Source organism: Streptomyces sp. NBC_00258, from assembly GCF_036182465.1.
Classification (GTDB): Bacteria; Actinomycetota; Actinomycetes; order Streptomycetales; family Streptomycetaceae; genus Streptomyces.
The window spans coordinates 8,193,165-8,209,827 of record NZ_CP108081.1; the positions used below are offsets into that span (position 1 = coordinate 8,193,165).

Here is a 16,663-nt window from a genome sequence, read left to right on the forward strand (position 1 = left end):
CCGGACCGGCGGAGGCGGCCGTACCGGTTACGTGTTGCTGGTGCCCCAGTCGTCATCGGTACGCGTGCCGTTCGTGTTGCGCTCCCGCAGGTGGCGGACCCTCTCGGCCACCGAATCGGGGACCCGGTCACCGACCTTCTCGCTCACCACGTGATACGCCTTGCCGGCGAACTCGCGCCCCTGCTGGGCCGCGGACTCGGCGGTGTTGCGCACCGCCGGGTTCTGAGCGACCTGCTGTGCGGTCTTCCTCAGCTGCTCGTAGCGCTCGCGCCCGGCACGCGTGCCGAGCACGTATCCCAGGGCCAGTCCGGCGACGAACGTGAGCCGGTAGCGCATGGCGGCCACCCTTCTCTTGTGAGTCGGTCCCTTGCGGCGGCGTCGGTCGCAGGCGGGGATTACCGATTGGCGGAGCACCCCCCTGCTTGCGCTAATGTATGTGTCGCAGCGAGCGCACGCCCCCTGGCGAATACCCAGGGAGGTACGTTCGATGCAACGAGGCAATCCCCTGTAGCTCAATTGGCAGAGCAGCCGGCTGTTAACCGGCAGGTTACTGGTTCGAGTCCAGTCGGGGGAGCTTCGGTCTTCCGTAGCTCAATTGGCAGAGCAGCCGGCTGTTAACCGGCAGGTTACTGGTTCGAGTCCAGTCGGGAGAGCAAGGGAACGAGGACCCCGTCGGGGTCCTTTTTCATGTCCTCGGGAACCGCTCCGCCCCAGGTGGGGTCCTCCAGGGCAGGCGAAGTCGACCATCCGAAGCAGGAGATCGTATGAGCGGCTATGCTGCGGCAGACGGCGCGCACAAATGTGCGCGACGCGCCGTAATGGGGCGGTAGCTCAGCCGGTTAGAGCAGCGGACTCATAATCCGTCGGCCGTGGGTTCGAGTCCCACCCGCCCCACCAGGCGCTACGCGTGAAGAATCGATCCGACCAGGTGTTTCGTCGGCGGGGTAGCGCCTTTGAGGGATGGTCAGGCTCCCTGAGGCAGTCGGGCCGGGAGCGGACGACCGGTCACTCCTCACTTCGGTCGAGTCGACGGCCCGCCACCGTGGCGGCGGTACTGACGGGCGACGCAACGGCCCCGTCCGAGAACGGCAGCGAGTGAACTCCGAGTCGTGGTGGACATCGAGGCCGCGTTCCTACGCCGCTGTGCCCTCGCGGAGTACGCCGCGCACGGTGTCGAGACGTACACCCGGGTCGAACTCCGGCAGCCACCACGTCGCGCCGGCTCTCGCGTACGGCTCGGGGTCGACACCGAGCGGCAGACTGACGGCGATGTCGTACGAGGCCATCTCGCCGTGGCGCAGTTCGGTGAGGGTGTCGACGACCTCTGCGAGCTGGTCCGGGTGCTCGAGATTGGCCGGGAAGAAGCCGTCGAGCCGGGCGGCCCGGCGGACCGGCTTGGTGTTGCCCGGGAATCCGGCGGCCCACACCGGCACGCCGGGCCGCTGAACCGGCCGCGGCAGGAACACGATGTCGTCGACGGTGTAGTGCTCGCCGCGGTGGCGCACCGGCTCGCCGGACCAGGCGGCGGCCAGGATCGCCAAGGACTCGTCGAGCATCTGCCCGCGCCGCCGGTCGTCGAGCTGCTCGCCGGTCCTGGACAGCTCGCCGCCGAACCGGTCGCTGCCGAGGCCGACGCCGAGGGTGAGGCGGCCGTCGCTGAGCCGGTCCAGCGTCGCGGTCTCCCGCGCGACCTTGGCCGGCCGTCGACGGGCAGGCGTCGAGACCATCGGGCCGAGCCGCAGCCGCTCCGTCGCCGTCGCGACCGCCGCCAGCGTGATCCACGGGTCGGCGACCTGCCGGACCGGCTCCCGCCAGCGCAGGTGATCCCACACGAAGCAGCCGTCCCACCCGGCCTCCTCCGCGTCGGCGGCGAGGCGTGCGACCTCCCGCGGGTCGGCGAGGTCGTCGAAGAGCGGCAGCCAGAGTGCCGACCGCGGCCGGTTCATGAGCGGGCGCCTTCCGTGTGACGCACCAGGGCCGACACGAAGTCGTCCCACACCGGCCTCGGCAGGTCGTGTCCGGCCCCCTTGAGGACCAGCAGCTCCGCACCGGGGACCGCGTCGCGCAACGCCTCGCCGTGCGGCAGCGGCAGGAACGGGTCGTGGTCGCCGTGGACCACGAGCGTCGGCGCCGCGATGTCACCGAAGCCGCCTCGCGCCGGCCCCTCGTGCTCGACGGCGTAGTGGTTGACGAGAGTCGACGCGTAGCTCCTGGCGCGCGCCACGTCGCGTTCGGCCAACGCCCGGATCGCGGCCTCGTCGAAGTACGGCGAGCCACCGGCGAACGCCCTCGCGCCGGCGACCACGTACTCGACGACAGCGGCCGCGTCCGAGGAGTCCGGCTCGGCCGGCATGGCCAGGCCGCTCGGCGGTGGCAGGTCGTCGGCCCCGGTCGAGGTCGAGACGAACGTCAGCGACGCGACCCGGTCGGGATGGTCCACGCCGAGGACGAGTCCGCTCCCGCCGAACATCGACTGACAGACCACATGGGCCCGTTCGATGCCCAGGGCGTCCTGGATGCCGAGCACGTCCAGGGTCAGGTCGTTGAACGAGTACGCCGGCTCCCCGGGCGGGTAGCAGGTCGACCGGCCGGTGTCCCGGTGGTCGTAGCGGACCACGAACCGGCCGCGGGCGGCGATCTGTTCGCACAGTTCGGCGTCCCACCAGAGCATCGAGGCGGCCGCCCCGGCGACCAGCACGACCGTCGGGTTCGCGCGGTCGCCGAAGGTCTCGACGCAGAGCTCGACGCCGTTGATCTTGAGGAGTTGTTCGCCGTGAGAGTGATGTGAGGTCATGTCCGGCACGCTAGAGCCTGCGACTCGATCGTGAAAAGCGATGATTTCCGATTGATTCGATCGCTTATGACGATTGCCGTCGTATGGTGGAGCCCGTGACCGACGTCGAACTTCGCCATCTGGCGGCCCTGGCCGCCATCACCGAGGAGGGCTCGTTCGGCCGGGCGGCCGCCCGCCTCGGGTACACCCAGTCGACGGTGAGCCAGCAGATCGCCGCGTTGGAGAGGGCCGTCGGCGGTGCGGTGTTCGACCGGCCGGGCGGTCCTAGGCCGGTGCGGCTCACCCCGCTCGGCTCCGTGGTCCTGGGCCACGGTCGTGAACTGCTGGCGAAGGCGGGGGCCCTGGCCCACGCCGTGGACCGGTTCAAGGCGGGAGACGGCCGGATCGACATCGGCACGTTCCAGAGCGTGTCCAACGTGATCCTGCCGTCGGTCGTACGCCGGCTGAGGGACGAGCACCCCGGCTGCGACATCAGGCTGTCCGAGGAGGAGCCGGAACAGCCGCAGATCGGTGACCTCGACCTGCTGTTCTACGACGGCCGCATCGACGGCGACGTCGAGCACCTCAAACTGCTCGACGATCCGTACCTGCTGGTGGCAGGCGCCGGCACCTTCCCCGACGGTCCGGTCCCGCCGCAACTGCTCGACGGTGCGCCGATGGTGGCCTGGCCGCTGACCTGCGACCAGCCCGCGATGGAGCAGGCGGTCGCCCGCAGCGGCGCCCGTCCACAGGTCGTGTTCCGCAGTGCGGTCAACGACACCCTGCTGTCGATGGTGCGAGCCGGTCTGGGATCGGCGGTGCTGCCCTGGCTCGCCGTCCGCGGTGCCGACGTACCGTCCGACGACCGGCTCCACGTCCACGAGCTACGGCCGTCCCTGCCGCCGCGCGAGATCTACCTGCACTGGCGGGCCGGACGTACCCACTCACCACTCGCCGTCCGGGCCATCGAGATCGCCGTCGAAGTCGCGGCCGGTCTCGCGCCGCCGCCGGCCAGTGCTTGATGCCGTGCTCGGTGCGGTCCCGGCTGTGACGGCGCCTGTTGGGGTCGCCGAAGCGGCGTTCCGCTTCGGGACCGATGAGCAGCGCCGCACCGGACCACGAGGCTCCGCCTCCCCGTGTCGGGAGGCGGAGCCTGTGTGTTGTGGGCGGAGCGAGGGCCGTACTAGGGCCGTACGGGCTTGCCGCGGCCCCAGGCCCAGGCGAGGCGGTCGGCGCCGGACTGGTTGGTGGTGGTCAGCCAGGGGCGGGCGGGGTTGCCGGTCAGGGTCTGCAGCGAGTAGGTGTCGTCCGTACGCAGACCGGGCCAGTACACGGAGCCCATCTTGAGCTCGCGGAACGTGTCGGTGACGGCCTGCAGGTAGTTGATGAAGTTGTTGTCCGGGGTCGGCTTGTTGTAGTCGAAGCCCGTGGTCATCGGGGAGCCGAACTCGTCCGCGACGGTCCGCTTCGCGCAGTCACCGATGCGCACCTTGAGGTCGGCCACCCACTGGTCGTAGGTGGCGTAGTCCTTCCAGAACCCGTAGTGGTGCAGCGACAGATAGGTGCCCTTCAGGCGCGGGTCGGCGCAGACGGACGTGACGTGGTCGTTGTAGCCGGCGCCACTGACGAAGACCCGGTTGCGGGGGACCTGCCGGTACGTGTCCAGCCACTTCGCGGCTATGTCCGCCCACTCGGTGTCGGTGTAGCCGTGGGGCTCGTTCATCGGCTCGAAGTAGACGCGCTTGTCGCTCTTGTAGGCCTTGACCACGGTGTTCCACATGGGCCAGTAGGTTGCCGTGTCGTCGATGAAGCCGTCCTTGCGCGGGCCCGTTCCCTCCCAGTAGGAGAGGATGACCTTGAAGCCCTTGTCCGAGGCCGCGTCGATGACTCCGCGATAGGACTTCCAGTAGCGGCCGTTGACCGTGTACGGGTTGATGGGCAGCCGGACCGTGTTGGCACCGAGGTTCGCGCGGAACGCGGAGATCACCCGGCTCGCCTTGGTGTACGTCTGGGCGTAGGTGTCGGACGTCGACAGGCCGGACAGCACGACCGGGTCGTCGGCGAAGTTGTCGCGCGGGTCCGCCCAGTTCACGCCCTTGAACTGGGTCGTGTCCTTGGCGAGCCCGCTCGTGTGGCCGCTCGTGTGTCCGCTCGGCGCGGCGCCGGCCGGGCTGGCGGCGACGGTGGTGCCGCTGGTACCGGCGATCAGGAGCGCCACGAAGGCGGCCCGCAGCCGGGGGGTGAAGCGGGTGCCCGCGGGGGTTCTGCGCATCAGCTTGCCCTTTCGGAGGATGGCGGCTCGGCGCATGGCTGGAGCCTGCGCGTGGCTGAGCGGCCGTCGGAGGTGTGCCGGGCCGGAGGACGGGTGGTGTCGGCTCGCCGTCGGGGGTCCGGTGGTGGGTGGGGGTGGCTGTGGTGGGTGCGGTTCTGTCGGCCGAGTGGTGGCGGAGGCGTTGTCGCTGTCGGAGACATCGCTTCGCTCCTCCTCGCTCCACCGGCCGCGGACGGGTGTTTACGTAAACATCGGAACGAAGCGTTGAGTCGGACCTCGCGGCCGGGGGCTCGACTTGGGGTGATGTTTACGTAAACATCGCGGCGCCGGAATCGTGGCACCCGGTGCGGCGATCGTCAAGGTTTCCTACGCGTAACAGCTGTGAGGTCGTGGTGCGGGTGGGGTGGGGCTGTTCGGCTCACGGGTGTGTTCGCAGAGGGGACTGCCATGTCACCGTCGTCCCGGTTCCGGGTTCGTCGTCCCTGTCCGTCTTCGCTTCCGCGTCTCCGTCGCCGTCGTCGAACACCGTCAGCCGTACGCCGGGGCGGCCGTCCGGGAGTGTCGTCGTCGCGTCGATCGAGACGGTGACGCGGGTGGTGCCGGTGCGGCGGGACGCGGCCGCGAGGGCGGCGCGGAGGGCGGTGAGGAGACGGGTGGCCACCGGGTCCGGGAGCCGGGCGTCGACCGGCCCCGTGAACTGCACGGAAGGCTGGAAGCCGAGGGCCGCAGCGGCACTCGCCGTCTCGCGGAGGACCTTGCCGCGGAACGTGGTGGGGGCGTCGGCGGGCGGCTGTTGCAGCGCGAAGATCGCCGTACGGACCTCCTGGACGGTCGACCGGAGTTCCTCGACGGCCCGGCCCAGCATCGCGTGGACCTCGGCGTCCTGCTCCTCGGCGGTGCGGCGCTGGGTGGACTCCAGCATCATGCCGGTCGCGAAGAGCCGCTGGACGACCAGATCGTGCAGGTCACGGGCGATCCGGTCACGGTCCTCGAAGACCGCGAGCCGCTCCCTGCGCTGCTGGGCGTCCGCGAGGACGAGCGCCAGGGCGGCCTGCGAGGCGAACTGCGTGGCCAGCAACTGCTCGACGGACGTGTACGGGCGGTCGCCGCGCCGACGAGGGAGGGCCAGGGTGCCGATCAGCCGGCCGCCGGCCTGGAGCGGCAGCAGCATGCTCGGCCCGAACCGGTGCCGTACCTGCGTCGTCATGCGCGGGTCGGTCGCCGAGTCGTCGACGAACACCGGCTCCCCGCCCAGGAGTTGCTCAAGGACCGCGCTGCCCGGCGCGATGGTCGTACCGACGAGACCGGCCGGGTCGTCGAGAGTCGACGCCGTCACGATCTCCATGCCGCCCTCGTCGGTGGGCTGGAGGATCACCCCGGCCGAGGCGTCGGCGAGCATCCGGGCCCGCTCGGCGACCGTCATCAGCGCGTCGGCCGCCGTCTCGCCGGTGAGCAGCGCCGTGGTCACGGCCGCCGCGCCCTCGATCCAGCGCTCGCGTTGACGGGCCGTCTCGTACAGGCGGGCGTTGCCGATCGCGATGCCCGCCTGGGTGGCCAGCACCCGCACCAGCTGCTCGTCCTCGCCCGTGAAGGGGCCGCCGTCGCGTTTCCCGGTGAGGCGGAGACTTCCGTACGCGTCGTCCCGTACGCGCACCGGCACGTCCAGGCGGCTGTGCGCCGCCTGCCCGGCCGCCGGTGGTTCGGCCGTGTGGAACTCCGTCGGGCCACTGCCACCGTCACCGCCATCGTGTCCGGGGTCGGTGGCCTCCAGCGCCGCGTGCCGGGCGTCGGTCAGCTCGGCAGCGGTGTCCACGATGTGCTGGAGCGTGGCACGCAGCTCCGGGTCGGCGCCGACGCCCAGGACGGCTTCGAGCAGGCGGGGGAGCGGGAGCGGGCCACGGGGAGTGGACGGCTCGGCGGATTCGACGGGCTCGGGGGGTTCGGAGGCTTCGCTCATGCGGGCGGCGGAGGGTCCGGCTCTCTGCGTACGAGCTGCGTGAAGGGTGTGTTCGGAGTGCGTACGGCCTGTGTTCGGGGCGGTGCTCAGGTGGCCAGCGGGTCGAGGGCCAGGGGCTCGATCCTGCCCTCCAGCATCGCGCCCAGGCCGAGGACCGCGCACACGTCGGGGCGTTCGGCGATGTGCACCGGCATGCCCGTCGCGTGCCGCAGCATCTGGTCGAGGCCCGGCAGCAGGGCGCTGCCGCCGACCATCATGATTCCGCGGTCGGCGAGGTCGGCCACCAGGTCCGGCGGGCAGACGCGCAGCACCTTGCCGATGCCGTCGAGGACGGCGGTCAGCGGGGTCTGGATCGCGTCGCGCACGGCTGCCGTGTCGACCTGCACGGAACGGGCTAGTCCGGTGGCCACGTCCCTGCCGTGGATCTCGGTGGAGGCGGGGCCGTGCGCGGTGAGGCCGTTCCCGGAGAGGGCGAGCTGCAGCGGTCGTACGGACTGTGACGGGAGCATCAACTCGTGCTGGTGGCGCAGGTGCTGGACGATCGCGTGGTCGATGGCCTCGCCGCCGACGGGGATGCGTGCGGCGGTCACGATCGAGCCGAGGGACAGCACCGCGACCTGGGTGGCGGCGGCCCCGCACACCATGATCATGGTGGCCTCGGGCCGTTCCACGGGCAGTCCACAGCCGACGCCGGCGGCGATGAGAGTGTCGACGAGCTCGACGCGCCGCGCCCCGAGTCCGACGAGCGTCTCGACCGCGGCGCGCTCCGCGAGCGGGTCGGCGTCGTGCGGGGTGCAGATGGCGGCCCGCAGCCGGGGCTTGCGGCGCAGGGCGCGGCGGACCTTGTCGCCGAGCAGCTGGCGCAGCATGCGCTGGGCCATCTCGATGTCGACGACCGTGCCGCCGGAGACGGGCCGTACGACCCGGATGTAGTCGGGCGTGCGGCCCGTCATCTTCTCCGCGAACTCGCCGACGGCGATCAGGGCGCCGGTCTTCGTGTTCACGGCGGCGACGCTCGGCTGGTCCACGACGAGCCCGGCGCCCTTCACGAAGACACGTGTCCTCGCCGCCCCCATGTCGACGGCGAAATGGCAGCGGCGCAACTGCTCCAGGCTGGCGGTCATCGCGGGTCCTCCCGAGAGCACGGACGGTGGGACTCGGCCGGGCGGCGGTCCTCCTTCGCATCGTGGGGGACCTGACGGGGTGTCGCCTTTTGAGGTGGGCCGGGTGGGGTGCCGCTGGATGGGTGGTCTTGTGGGGCGGTCCCGTGGGGCGGCGCTCAGGTGTTGGGGAGGGCCTGGATCAGGGGCGCCCATGAGGCCGTGGTCAGCTCGCAGCCCGCGCGGAGCAGTCGCTGCTTGTGCGGCTCGGAGCGGGTGTAGCCGAGGAAGCGGAGACCGATGGCGTTCGCGGCGGTCAGCTCGGCGACCGACGAGCCGACCAGCACGGCGTCCGACGGTGACGCGCCGAGCTGGTCCAGGGCCCGCAGGAGGCAGTCGGGGTTCGGCATCAGCCGGGTCAGATCCTCGGCGCGGCCGTGCACCCCGCCGCCCACCAGGCCGGTCAGCCGTCCGTGGGCCTGCAGATACATCCAGACGGCGCTCGGCGCGTTGTCGGCGACGACGGCGACGCGCCGGCCGAGGGCGTTGAGCGTGGTGATCAGGGAGTCGGAGAACGGGGTGGCCGTCGCGGTCCGGACGGCCCGCTCCTCGATGCGGTTGAGCCGGCGGCGCAGATCGGCTCCCAGGGGGTGCCCGGCGAACGCCCGCAACAGGTCGAGCGGGTTCGAACGCCCCTCCAGGGGTGACATGGGCTCGCCCCCCGGCGACAGCGGCTCGCCGCCCAGCGCGGCGTCGGGGTGGCGCAGTTCGGCGAGGAGCGCGGCGAGTTCCTGGGTGACCTGCGCCTCCTTGGCCCGGGTGTAGAGGCGTACGAGGGGGCCGTCGAAGCCGATGAGTACGTTGGGGGTGTCGACCAGGGCGGTGGTCGAGGGATCGGGAGGTGCGATGTGCCTCTCTGTCGGCCGCGGGACGGACCGAGGGTCCGGCTGCTGCTCGCCCTCGGGCGTCAGACTGATCGAGCATGCCACGGAGAGCCCCGGCACGGGCCAGCGGCGCAGCACGCTGCGCACCGCGTGCTGTGCCGCGCTCGCACGGGCGAGCGGGTGCCGCCGGGTGATGCGGCTCGCTTCCTTGATGAAGTGGTCGAGGAGTTGCTCGGACACGTTGACGGTTCCGCCGCGTACGAAGGCCACGGGGTCGTCGACGTGCCAGGACAGCTCGACGGAGGCGGCGAAGTGGCCGCGCCCGGGGCTTCCCCGCCCGGAGCCGGGCAGCGACAGCTGGTGGCCGGTCCGGTGTGTGGTGAGGTCGATCTCGTAGTACGTCACGAGGTTGGCCGACACGTTCGTGGCGTCGAACCGCTCGGGGTCGAGGAGCGTCGGCTCGCCGTCGGTGGGCTGGACGACGACGGCGGTGCGGCCGTGCTCGGGAAGGCGGATCGAGCTGGTCCGGCGGGTGGTGAACGGGCCGCGCACGAGGTCGCGTTGCTCGGACTCGGCATCCGGGACGAGTTCCGGGAGATTCATGGGGCAGTACCAGGCCAGGGGCGGGCCGCCGGCCGACTCCGGGTACAACGGGCGGAACCGCGACCGGTCGATGGGAGGGTCGCTGTGCGTCAGCTCCTGGTACAGGACGGGGGAGAGGATGAACACGATGTCCGACCGGTCCGGTGCCGGTGAGACGTCCGGGCCGGGAACCAGCGCGGTGTGCCAGAACGTCAGCCGCACCTTCGGCGGGTTCGGCAACTCCAGGAGTACGTCGGGCAGGTCGCGCAGTGCCGTGTTCATTACGGTCAGTACGGACGCCTCGGGCACGGTGAACACGACATAGCCGTTGTCGACCGCGTGCATGTCGTACTCGTCCGAGGTCAGACCGCCGAGCGAGAGCAGCCAGGTCAGGGTGCCGGCGAGGGCGCTCTGGGCCTCCCTGCGGTCGCCGGCGCCGGTGAATTCCATGGTGATGGAGCGCCGGCGGTCGGCGGCGGCGGCGCGCAGCTCGCGGTGGAGTTCCAGCATGGTGGGGTTCGGCTCGCTGTACTGGCGGTCCTGGAACTCCTCGTATGTCTCGTACGACTCGATGGCCTCGGCGATGCGGCCCTGGTTCTTGAGGGCGAGGATGTGCAGCCGGCGGAAGCCTTCGTGCTTGGGGTGCGCGCGGAGCAGGTCGTCCAGGTCGGTGGCCGCCTGTTCGAAGTGGCCCAGTTCCAGGTCGAGTTCGGCGCGGGTGACGTGGAGCGAGAGGCGTAGGGCGCGCAGGCGGGTGCGGGTCGCCTCGGCGGCGGGGCCGGGGACTCCGTCGAGAGGTTCGCCGTACCAGAGGTCGAGGGCGCGTTGGACGGTGTCGCGGGCCGTCGTCGGGTCACCGTCCTCGCGACGGGACTTCGCGTCGGCGACGAGCTCTTCGCAGCGGTTCACGTCGACACTGTGGTGCGGTGCGTCCAGGGCGTAGCCGCCCCCGGTGGTGGTGAGAATGCCGGGACCCAGGATCTTCCGCAGCCCCGAGGAGTAGGTGGACAGCCCTCCGGCACGTCCCGGCGAATGCCGCCCCCACAGTCCCTCGGTCAGCTCGACGTGTGTCACCGGACTGCCGTGTCGCAGGAGCAGCATGCACAGCACGGCCTGTTCCTCGGGGGAATGGCTGGGAAGGACGTCGTCGCCCCGTTCGATCCGCACCGGGCCGAGCAGGCGGTACCGGTATCGGTCCGCGGCGAAGGCGGTCGTGGCCGGTGCCGTGGTCGTGCCGAAGGAGGGGGACATGAGGAACTTGACGGCTCGCTGCTGTCCGTCCGTGTCCGGAGAGAGCAGAAGACGGACAGCTCCGGCGAGCTGTGACCTGAACGCCCTCTCGAACTCCCGGAGTTCCGCCGGCGCCTCCTCCGTGCCCAGGCTCTCCAGCAGATGCCCGAGGTCCTCCAGGTCCTTCGACTCGTCGTTCCTCCGGTCCCGCACCAGCTCGAAGTGAGTGATCCTCACGGTGCCGTCCGGGGACATCAGCAGGCTCTGCGGTGTGAGGCGGCCGTGTGCGACTCCCTGTTCATGCAGGGCCGTGAGACCCAGCGCGATCTGCCGCACCACGGACACGAACGCCGTGAAGGGCAGCCGTGAACTCTCGGCGAGCGTGGCTCCCTCCACGAACTCCGTGACCAGGTACGCCATGTCGCCCTCGACACCGAAGTCTTGGACGTCCATCACGTTGGCGTGCCGGACACCGGCGAGAACGCGCGCGGCGTTCAGGAAGTACTCGTGCCGCTCCGGCCTGATCGGGCGCGGATACACCGCGACCGTCCTCCCGGACCGGATGTCCTCGGCCTCCATCACGTGCTTGCCCCGCCCCAGACGCCGTACGAGCCGGTACCTGCCGAGCACCAATCCGGCGGCCGGTTTCGGCGGGGCCCCGCCCAGCCTCCGTACGCTCTCCTCCCGTACCGCCGCGAACGGCTCGCCCCCCGCCGTGATGTTGCCGGGTCCCGGAACGGCGACCCGGAAGTCGCCGGCCGCCACCCCCGCCCGGACATCGATCAACGCGCCCACCCGCGAGAGGAGTTCGGAGGTACGGCCGTGCGCGGAGCGCGGCAGCGTGCGCAGCAGCAGCTCCCGGACGCCGGGGCGGAAGGCGTACGAACCCGCCGTGCCCGGGACCGCGATCAGGGCACCGCTGAGGATCACCTCGGCGAGGTGCTGCGGCTGGGGGTTCCTCTCGATCGCCGCGTGGACCAGGCGCATCACGGGCAACTCGGGGCGTCCGACGGCGAGATGACCGGCCAGCCGGAAGGCTTCCGGGGAGGCGAGGGAACGGAAGCGGAGCAGCAGCTCCTCGGGGGAGAGCCGCTCGACGTCGCTGCGGCCCCATTCGTCGACCGGTGCGAGGGGAGGGGCGGCGCCCAACAGGCCGACCGCGCCGGGCAGTCGGCCCCCGCCCGCGACCAGCGCCGACCAGTTCGCCAGCCAGGGCGCCGAGGCCTCAAGGACGGGGAGCGGGAGCACGTCGCGCGGGAGGTCCTCCATGGCGTACGAGTCCACGTCGTACGCGGAGTTGGGCGCGGCGGGCCCCGGCGCGGCGATCCGGGCGGTCGTGGCGGGCAGTGCGGTGGTGCGCCACAGGCGTTCCGGGAGCGGCTGGACCACGGCGACCGGCATCCTGGCGGACCAGCGGCGCAGTGTGGCGTACCAGCGGCTGCCCGCCGGGCCGTCCCGCCACTGCGGGCCCATGCAGTCACTGATCAGCAGGGTGACCGTACGTCCGTCCGCGTACGCCTCCTGCGAGCCGGGGCGGCATACCGTGCCGTCGGTCTCCAGCCGGTGCAGCTCCACCGTGCGGAAGACGCCCGACTGGGCGAGGGCCGTGTGCAGTTCGCGGACGAGCGGGCGCCAGACGGGCATCGTCGGACCGGTGTCGTGCACGAGATGGAGCGTCAGCCAGCGCTCGGTCGTGGGGCGCAGGACGGGCAGCCACCACTGCGGCGCGGCTCCGAGCCGGGCGATCCGGTGGGCGGTGGCCGCCTCGTCAAGTTCCTGTCCGAACGGGGCGGGGGTGCTTCGCTTGAGGGGGCGGAGGGCGCGTTGGAGTTTGAGGGGGTGGGGGAGCATCGGTGGGGCGGGGGCCAGGAGTGAGGTGTATGAGCCGTTGGTGTCCGGGTCGTCTGCCTGGGACGTGTTCCTCGGCGTGGACCTACCGGGTAGTCGCAGGGGGACCCTGCTGTCTGGTTGCTCGGGGATTTGGGGATGGTCGGGTTGCGGTGGTGTCTTCGCTGCGGGTGTGTGGGGGCTGGGTGCGCAGTTCCCCGCGCCCCCAAGACCGGGGGCCGTCGAGCCTGAATCCGAAACGTCGGTCTGGGGTGCCCTCATATGGCCTGCCAGCCAGAGGAGTTCGGCCAGTTCTTCGGAGGTCGGGGTCGGGCCGTTGCCGGCCTCCGTGAGGACGTCGGCGAGGCGGGCGGCGCCGGTGTCGGCACCGGCGTCGGCCTCAGAAGGCATCCGGTTCGTCCCCCGTACGGCTCAGATACGGCATCAGCTGTTCCGCCAGGTCGTCGCGCGACGACGCGTCGATGCCCGCCGTGCCCGTGAGGTAGATGGCGTTGAGGAGTTGGTCCGTGGCCAGCTCGCCGTCCGTTCCCCGGGACAGGAAGCGGTCGATCAAGTCCTGTGCGTGCGCGTCGGGTTCGCCGAGGTGGGCGCGGACGATGCTCTCCAGGTGGGCCGCGCGGGGCTGGTGGAGTTCGAGGCGGACACAGCGGCGGAGGAACGCGGGCGGGAACTCGCGCTCGCCGTTGCTGGTGAGGACCACGAAGGGGAAGGCACGGCAGCGGACACGGCCGCGCGAGACCTCGACCCGTTCGTCCGTGCCGTCGACCATGACCTTGGCGGAGGGGGTGTGCCGGGCGGCGCGGACCAGCTCCGGGATCTCGTACTGGCCCTCCTCCAGAATGTTGAGGAGGTCGTTCGGCAGGTCCAGGTCGCACTTGTCGATCTCGTCGATCAGCAGAGCGCGCGGACGGCCGTACGGAAGGAGCGACGTGCCGAGCGGGCCGAGGCGCAGATGGTCCTGGAGCCCGCCGTCGGTGGGGAGTTCATCGTCCGGCGGTACCTCGCGTGCGGCGGCGCGTCCTGCCGCGTACAGGCGGGAGAGCGGATCGTACTGGTAGAGCCCGTCGTGGAGCGTGGCGCGGCTGGTGATGTTCCAGCGCAGGACGGGGCCGAGCCGCAACTCCCTTGCCACCGCGTACGCGAGGCTCGACTTGCCGCTGCCCGGCGGACCCGTCACGAGGAGCGGACGGCGCAAGTACAGGGCGGCGTTGACGAGTTGCACCGCCCGGTCCGTGGCGCGATAGGTACGGGCGCGGTGCCGGCGGTCCGGGGAGGTCGCCGAGGCGTCGTCGTCCTCGGCGGGGGTCGGCAGCTCCGGGCCGCCGTCGAAGGCACGCCAGGGCGGTGGCGCGGGCAGCTCGGCGATGCCGTCGTGCGGTTCGCTCGTACCCGTGTAGACGGGCCACAGGGACATGGTCTCTCCGAACGTGTTCCGTGTTCCGTTGTGCGTTCCGTGCTTCAGTCGACGGCTTCGGGCCGCCGTTCATCAACCCATTTCCAGCGGCCTCCTCAGCGGCCCTCCTCGACGGTCTGCTCCACGGCCTTCTGGCCGGCCTTCTCAACGGCCTGCTCAGCCGACGGGGTTGTGCGTGTAGCCGACCGGGTCGGGGAGGCATTCGGGGTCCTCCCACAGCAGTGCCAGGTCGTGCGCCCAGTGCGGTTCCGCGGTGTCGGAGGCGTACGCCGTCTCGCGCAACTCATGTACGTACTGAGGGAGTTCGTGGGGCGGCAGGTCCGCGAGGTGCTCGGCGAGGCGGTCCAGGAACTCCGAGCCCGGGCAGTCCGCGGGCCGCCCGCACTGGTGCTCGCCCCGGCAGCCGGAGCGCGGCCACAGCATCACCGGCACGGCCGCGTTCAGGCTCGCCTGGAACAGCCGTCTGACGCCGTCCGCGCGGGGCGGCGTACCGAAGCCCACCATGTCGGCGTCGCGACGCAGGTCGATGGTCAGTTTCACCTGGTCCTGGCCGACGGACCAGCAGTCGATGCGGTGCAGCCGGGCCGCCGGCCGCGCGTCCAGGGTCCGCCACTTCTGCCTCAGCTTGTGCTGAAGACCGCCGCTGCGCCGCCGCTCCAGGTCCATCACGACGAGCGGTGCGAAGGAGCCGAGCGGGCTGTCGTCGTCGGCGCTGCGCTTCCAGCGCGCCACGTCCGCGTTGAGCCAGCGGCGCGGCAGCACGAAGGCGATCAACTCCCGGGCTCCTGGCTCCAGTTCGTGGTAGGCCTCGTCGATTCGTTGCAGCGCGTACGGGCGTACGCGGTCCACCGGGAGGCGGCGGGAGCCGACCACCCGGCGGTGCCGGTCGTTGTACGCGGACACCTCGACCAGGAAGTCCCGGGTGCCGGAGCCGCTGGGGGCGATCTCCACGAGGATCGGCGACCAGGTGTGCGCCGTGGAGCTAGGGCGGAGGGTCGTGGATGCCTGCGCGGGTGTCGGGGTGCGGTGGGTCTGCGGGAGCGGCCAGCTTCGTAGTGCGGCACGGAGCCGGGTGTCGTCGACGAAGTCGGCGAGGCGGGTTGCGAAGCGGGGGGTGGCGGACGGGTCCGGTACTTCTGAGAGGAGGTACCAGGCCGCTGCCCACAGGGAGCCGAAGCCGTGTGGGGGGAGTGGGGGGCCCAGGGGGCCGACCGCGTCGAGGTACAGCCTTTCGGGGCTGCACTCCGGAGTGCGGGCGATGCGGTTGTGTGTCTGCTGCGGGTGCGTGGGGGCTGGGCGCGCAGTTCCCCCCGCCCCTGACGGGGCGCCCTCCTCCGCGGCCTCCACCAGGCGGCGCAGCCGTTCCTTCTGGGGCTGGTCGTACTCCGGGGTGGGGATCAGGTCGCCCAGGCGGGGCCAGTAGCGGGCCATGATCTGGGTGGGGAGCATGCGGCCGTTGCGGATCTCGGGGCTGCGGGCGGCGGCGGAGACCATGCCCACGACGCGGCCGGTGTCGGCGAGGGTCACCGCGGCGCCGCTGAAGCCGGGGGCCAGCGGCTGGCCGTGCGCGGCCCACGCCTCCAGCTGGACCCATTCGCCGGCGATCAACTGGTCGGCGGTGGCCCGGTATTCGGCGAGCGTGCCCTCGTCGTACCGCTTCGGGAAGCCGTATGCGAGGAGCCTGCGCGGGGGGTCCCCGTACGCGTCCGAGGGTGTCGCGAACTCCGCCGGCTTCAACGACACCGGGCGGTCCAGTTCGAGTACGGCCAGGTCGCCCGGGTCGGTGTCGCGGCCGTCCCAGCCGCCGTGCGCGATCACCCGGGCGGGCACCTCTCCCTCGCCGCCGTGTGCGAAGGACACGGCGACCGGGGCCGTGTCGCTGTGCGCGACGACATGGGCGCAGGTCAGGACGTGCCGCTCGGTGACCAGGAAGCCGGCACCGGTGTCGCGTCCGCAGTTGATTCTCGCGTGCCAGGAAGCGCTGCTCATGAGACCGGGGTGGCCTCCGGGGAGCCCGGGACGGGCTCGGCCGGGCCTTCGGACCCACCGGACCCAGCGGATCCACCGGGTGACCAGGAGAGCTTGACGACGAGATGGCCCTCGACCGCGCTCCTGGCGATCAACGCGCCCGCCTCCGCGGTCAGTTTGACCCCGAACTCGATCTCCACGTTGTCGGGCTTCAGCGAGCCGTCCCGGAAGACGCGGAGCGCCGACTCGGCGGCCGCCCGCACCCCGTCCAGGGAGCCCTCGAACGTACGGGCCGCCTGGACCGTGCCGTCCGCGCGCGCGACCAGCCGGGAGCCGGACTCGTCCTCGACGCCTTCGACGACGATCACGGCACCGTCGTCGGTCTTGAACTCCACTAAACCGTCCATGCTGTGGCAGAACCCCCGTTGTCCGTGACTGCTGACCCACCCATTGTCACGGACGGTACTTGGCGGTGTCGCGGTTTCCACAGGTCGTTCACCGGCTCTCTGGCGGAAAACCGCCAGGGCAGCTTTCCGCCAAGTCCGGTCGGCGCCGCCGCAACACCGGCCCCCCGAGACTCTTCGCAGCACCCGGGCTCCACCCCGGTCCGAGAACGAACCCCGAAGAACCCGCGA

11 protein-coding genes and 3 tRNA genes are annotated in these 16,663 nt (G+C 71.4%); 4 read left to right on the plus strand and 10 right to left on the minus strand.

Annotation, left to right across the window (positions count from 1 at the left end; all coding sequences use genetic code 11):
- Window positions 1-27 precede the first annotated feature (27 nt).
- Complete coding sequence (locus tag OG718_RS36565) at window positions 28-336, minus strand: YtxH domain-containing protein (protein WP_143631832.1); 309 nt, start codon at window positions 334-336, stop codon at window positions 28-30.
- A gap of 165 nt (window positions 337-501) precedes the next feature.
- On the opposite strand from OG718_RS36565, the gene OG718_RS36570 reads away from it, so the two are divergent.
- From OG718_RS36570 to OG718_RS36580, 3 genes are all read left to right on the plus strand, one after another.
- Window positions 502-574 (plus strand) — tRNA-Asn (locus tag OG718_RS36570).
- A gap of 6 nt (window positions 575-580) precedes the next feature.
- Window positions 581-653: transfer RNA gene (locus OG718_RS36575), tRNA-Asn, on the plus strand.
- Between the two features lie 167 nt (window positions 654-820).
- Window positions 821-897: transfer RNA gene (locus OG718_RS36580), tRNA-Ile, on the plus strand.
- A 236-nt stretch (window positions 898-1,133) separates the two neighbouring features.
- Here the strand turns inward: OG718_RS36580 and OG718_RS36585 are convergent.
- Window positions 1,134-1,946 (minus strand): LLM class flavin-dependent oxidoreductase, encoded by an 813-nt coding sequence (locus OG718_RS36585; protein WP_328846219.1) that lies wholly within the window; start codon window positions 1,944-1,946, stop codon window positions 1,134-1,136.
- Window positions 1,943-2,794: an alpha/beta fold hydrolase gene (locus tag OG718_RS36590; protein ID WP_143631827.1), complete on the minus strand. Its 852-nt coding sequence runs from the start codon at window positions 2,792-2,794 to the stop codon at window positions 1,943-1,945. The genes OG718_RS36585 and OG718_RS36590 overlap by 4 nt, the downstream gene beginning before the upstream one ends.
- A 95-nt stretch (window positions 2,795-2,889) precedes the next feature.
- On the opposite strand from OG718_RS36590, the gene OG718_RS36595 reads away from it, so the two are divergent.
- Entirely contained in the window at window positions 2,890-3,795 is a 906-nt protein-coding gene (locus OG718_RS36595) for a LysR family transcriptional regulator (RefSeq protein WP_328846220.1), read from the plus strand.
- A 161-nt stretch (window positions 3,796-3,956) separates the two neighbouring features.
- On the opposite strand, the gene OG718_RS36600 is transcribed toward OG718_RS36595, so the two are convergent.
- The 7 genes from OG718_RS36600 to OG718_RS36630 all read right to left on the minus strand — a co-directional run bounded on the left by OG718_RS36600 (window position 3,957) and on the right by OG718_RS36630 (window position 16,435).
- Window positions 3,957-5,045 carry a glycoside hydrolase family 5 protein gene (locus tag OG718_RS36600; protein ID WP_143632854.1) on the minus strand — a complete coding sequence of 363 codons (1,089 nt, stop codon included), beginning with the start codon at window positions 5,043-5,045 and terminating at the stop codon, window positions 3,957-3,959.
- Between the two features lie 418 nt (window positions 5,046-5,463).
- Window positions 5,464-7,002 carry a GAF domain-containing protein gene (locus OG718_RS36605; RefSeq protein ID WP_328846221.1) on the minus strand — a complete coding sequence of 513 codons (1,539 nt, stop codon included), beginning with the start codon at window positions 7,000-7,002 and terminating at the stop codon, window positions 5,464-5,466.
- Window positions 7,003-7,088: 86 nt separating this feature from the next.
- Window positions 7,089-8,126 carry a rod shape-determining protein gene (locus OG718_RS36610; RefSeq protein ID WP_143631819.1) on the minus strand — a complete coding sequence of 346 codons (1,038 nt, stop codon included), beginning with the start codon at window positions 8,124-8,126 and terminating at the stop codon, window positions 7,089-7,091.
- A gap of 155 nt (window positions 8,127-8,281) precedes the next feature.
- Complete coding sequence (locus tag OG718_RS36615; protein WP_328846222.1) at window positions 8,282-13,036, minus strand: SAV_2336 N-terminal domain-related protein; 4,755 nt, start codon at window positions 13,034-13,036, stop codon at window positions 8,282-8,284.
- On the minus strand, window positions 13,026-14,060 hold the full coding sequence (locus OG718_RS36620) for an AAA family ATPase (RefSeq protein WP_143631813.1): 1,035 nt from the start codon (window positions 14,058-14,060) through the stop codon (window positions 13,026-13,028). Before OG718_RS36620 ends, OG718_RS36615 begins: the two co-directional genes overlap by 11 nt.
- A gap of 156 nt (window positions 14,061-14,216) precedes the next feature.
- A complete protein-coding gene (locus OG718_RS36625; protein WP_328846223.1) occupies window positions 14,217-16,049 on the minus strand; it encodes a VMAP-C domain-containing protein in 1,833 nt (610 codons plus the stop codon).
- Window positions 16,046-16,435 carry a CU044_2847 family protein gene (locus OG718_RS36630; protein WP_143631808.1) on the minus strand — a complete coding sequence of 130 codons (390 nt, stop codon included), beginning with the start codon at window positions 16,433-16,435 and terminating at the stop codon, window positions 16,046-16,048. Before OG718_RS36630 ends, OG718_RS36625 begins: the two co-directional genes overlap by 4 nt.
- Between the last annotated feature and the right edge of the window lie 228 nt (window positions 16,436-16,663).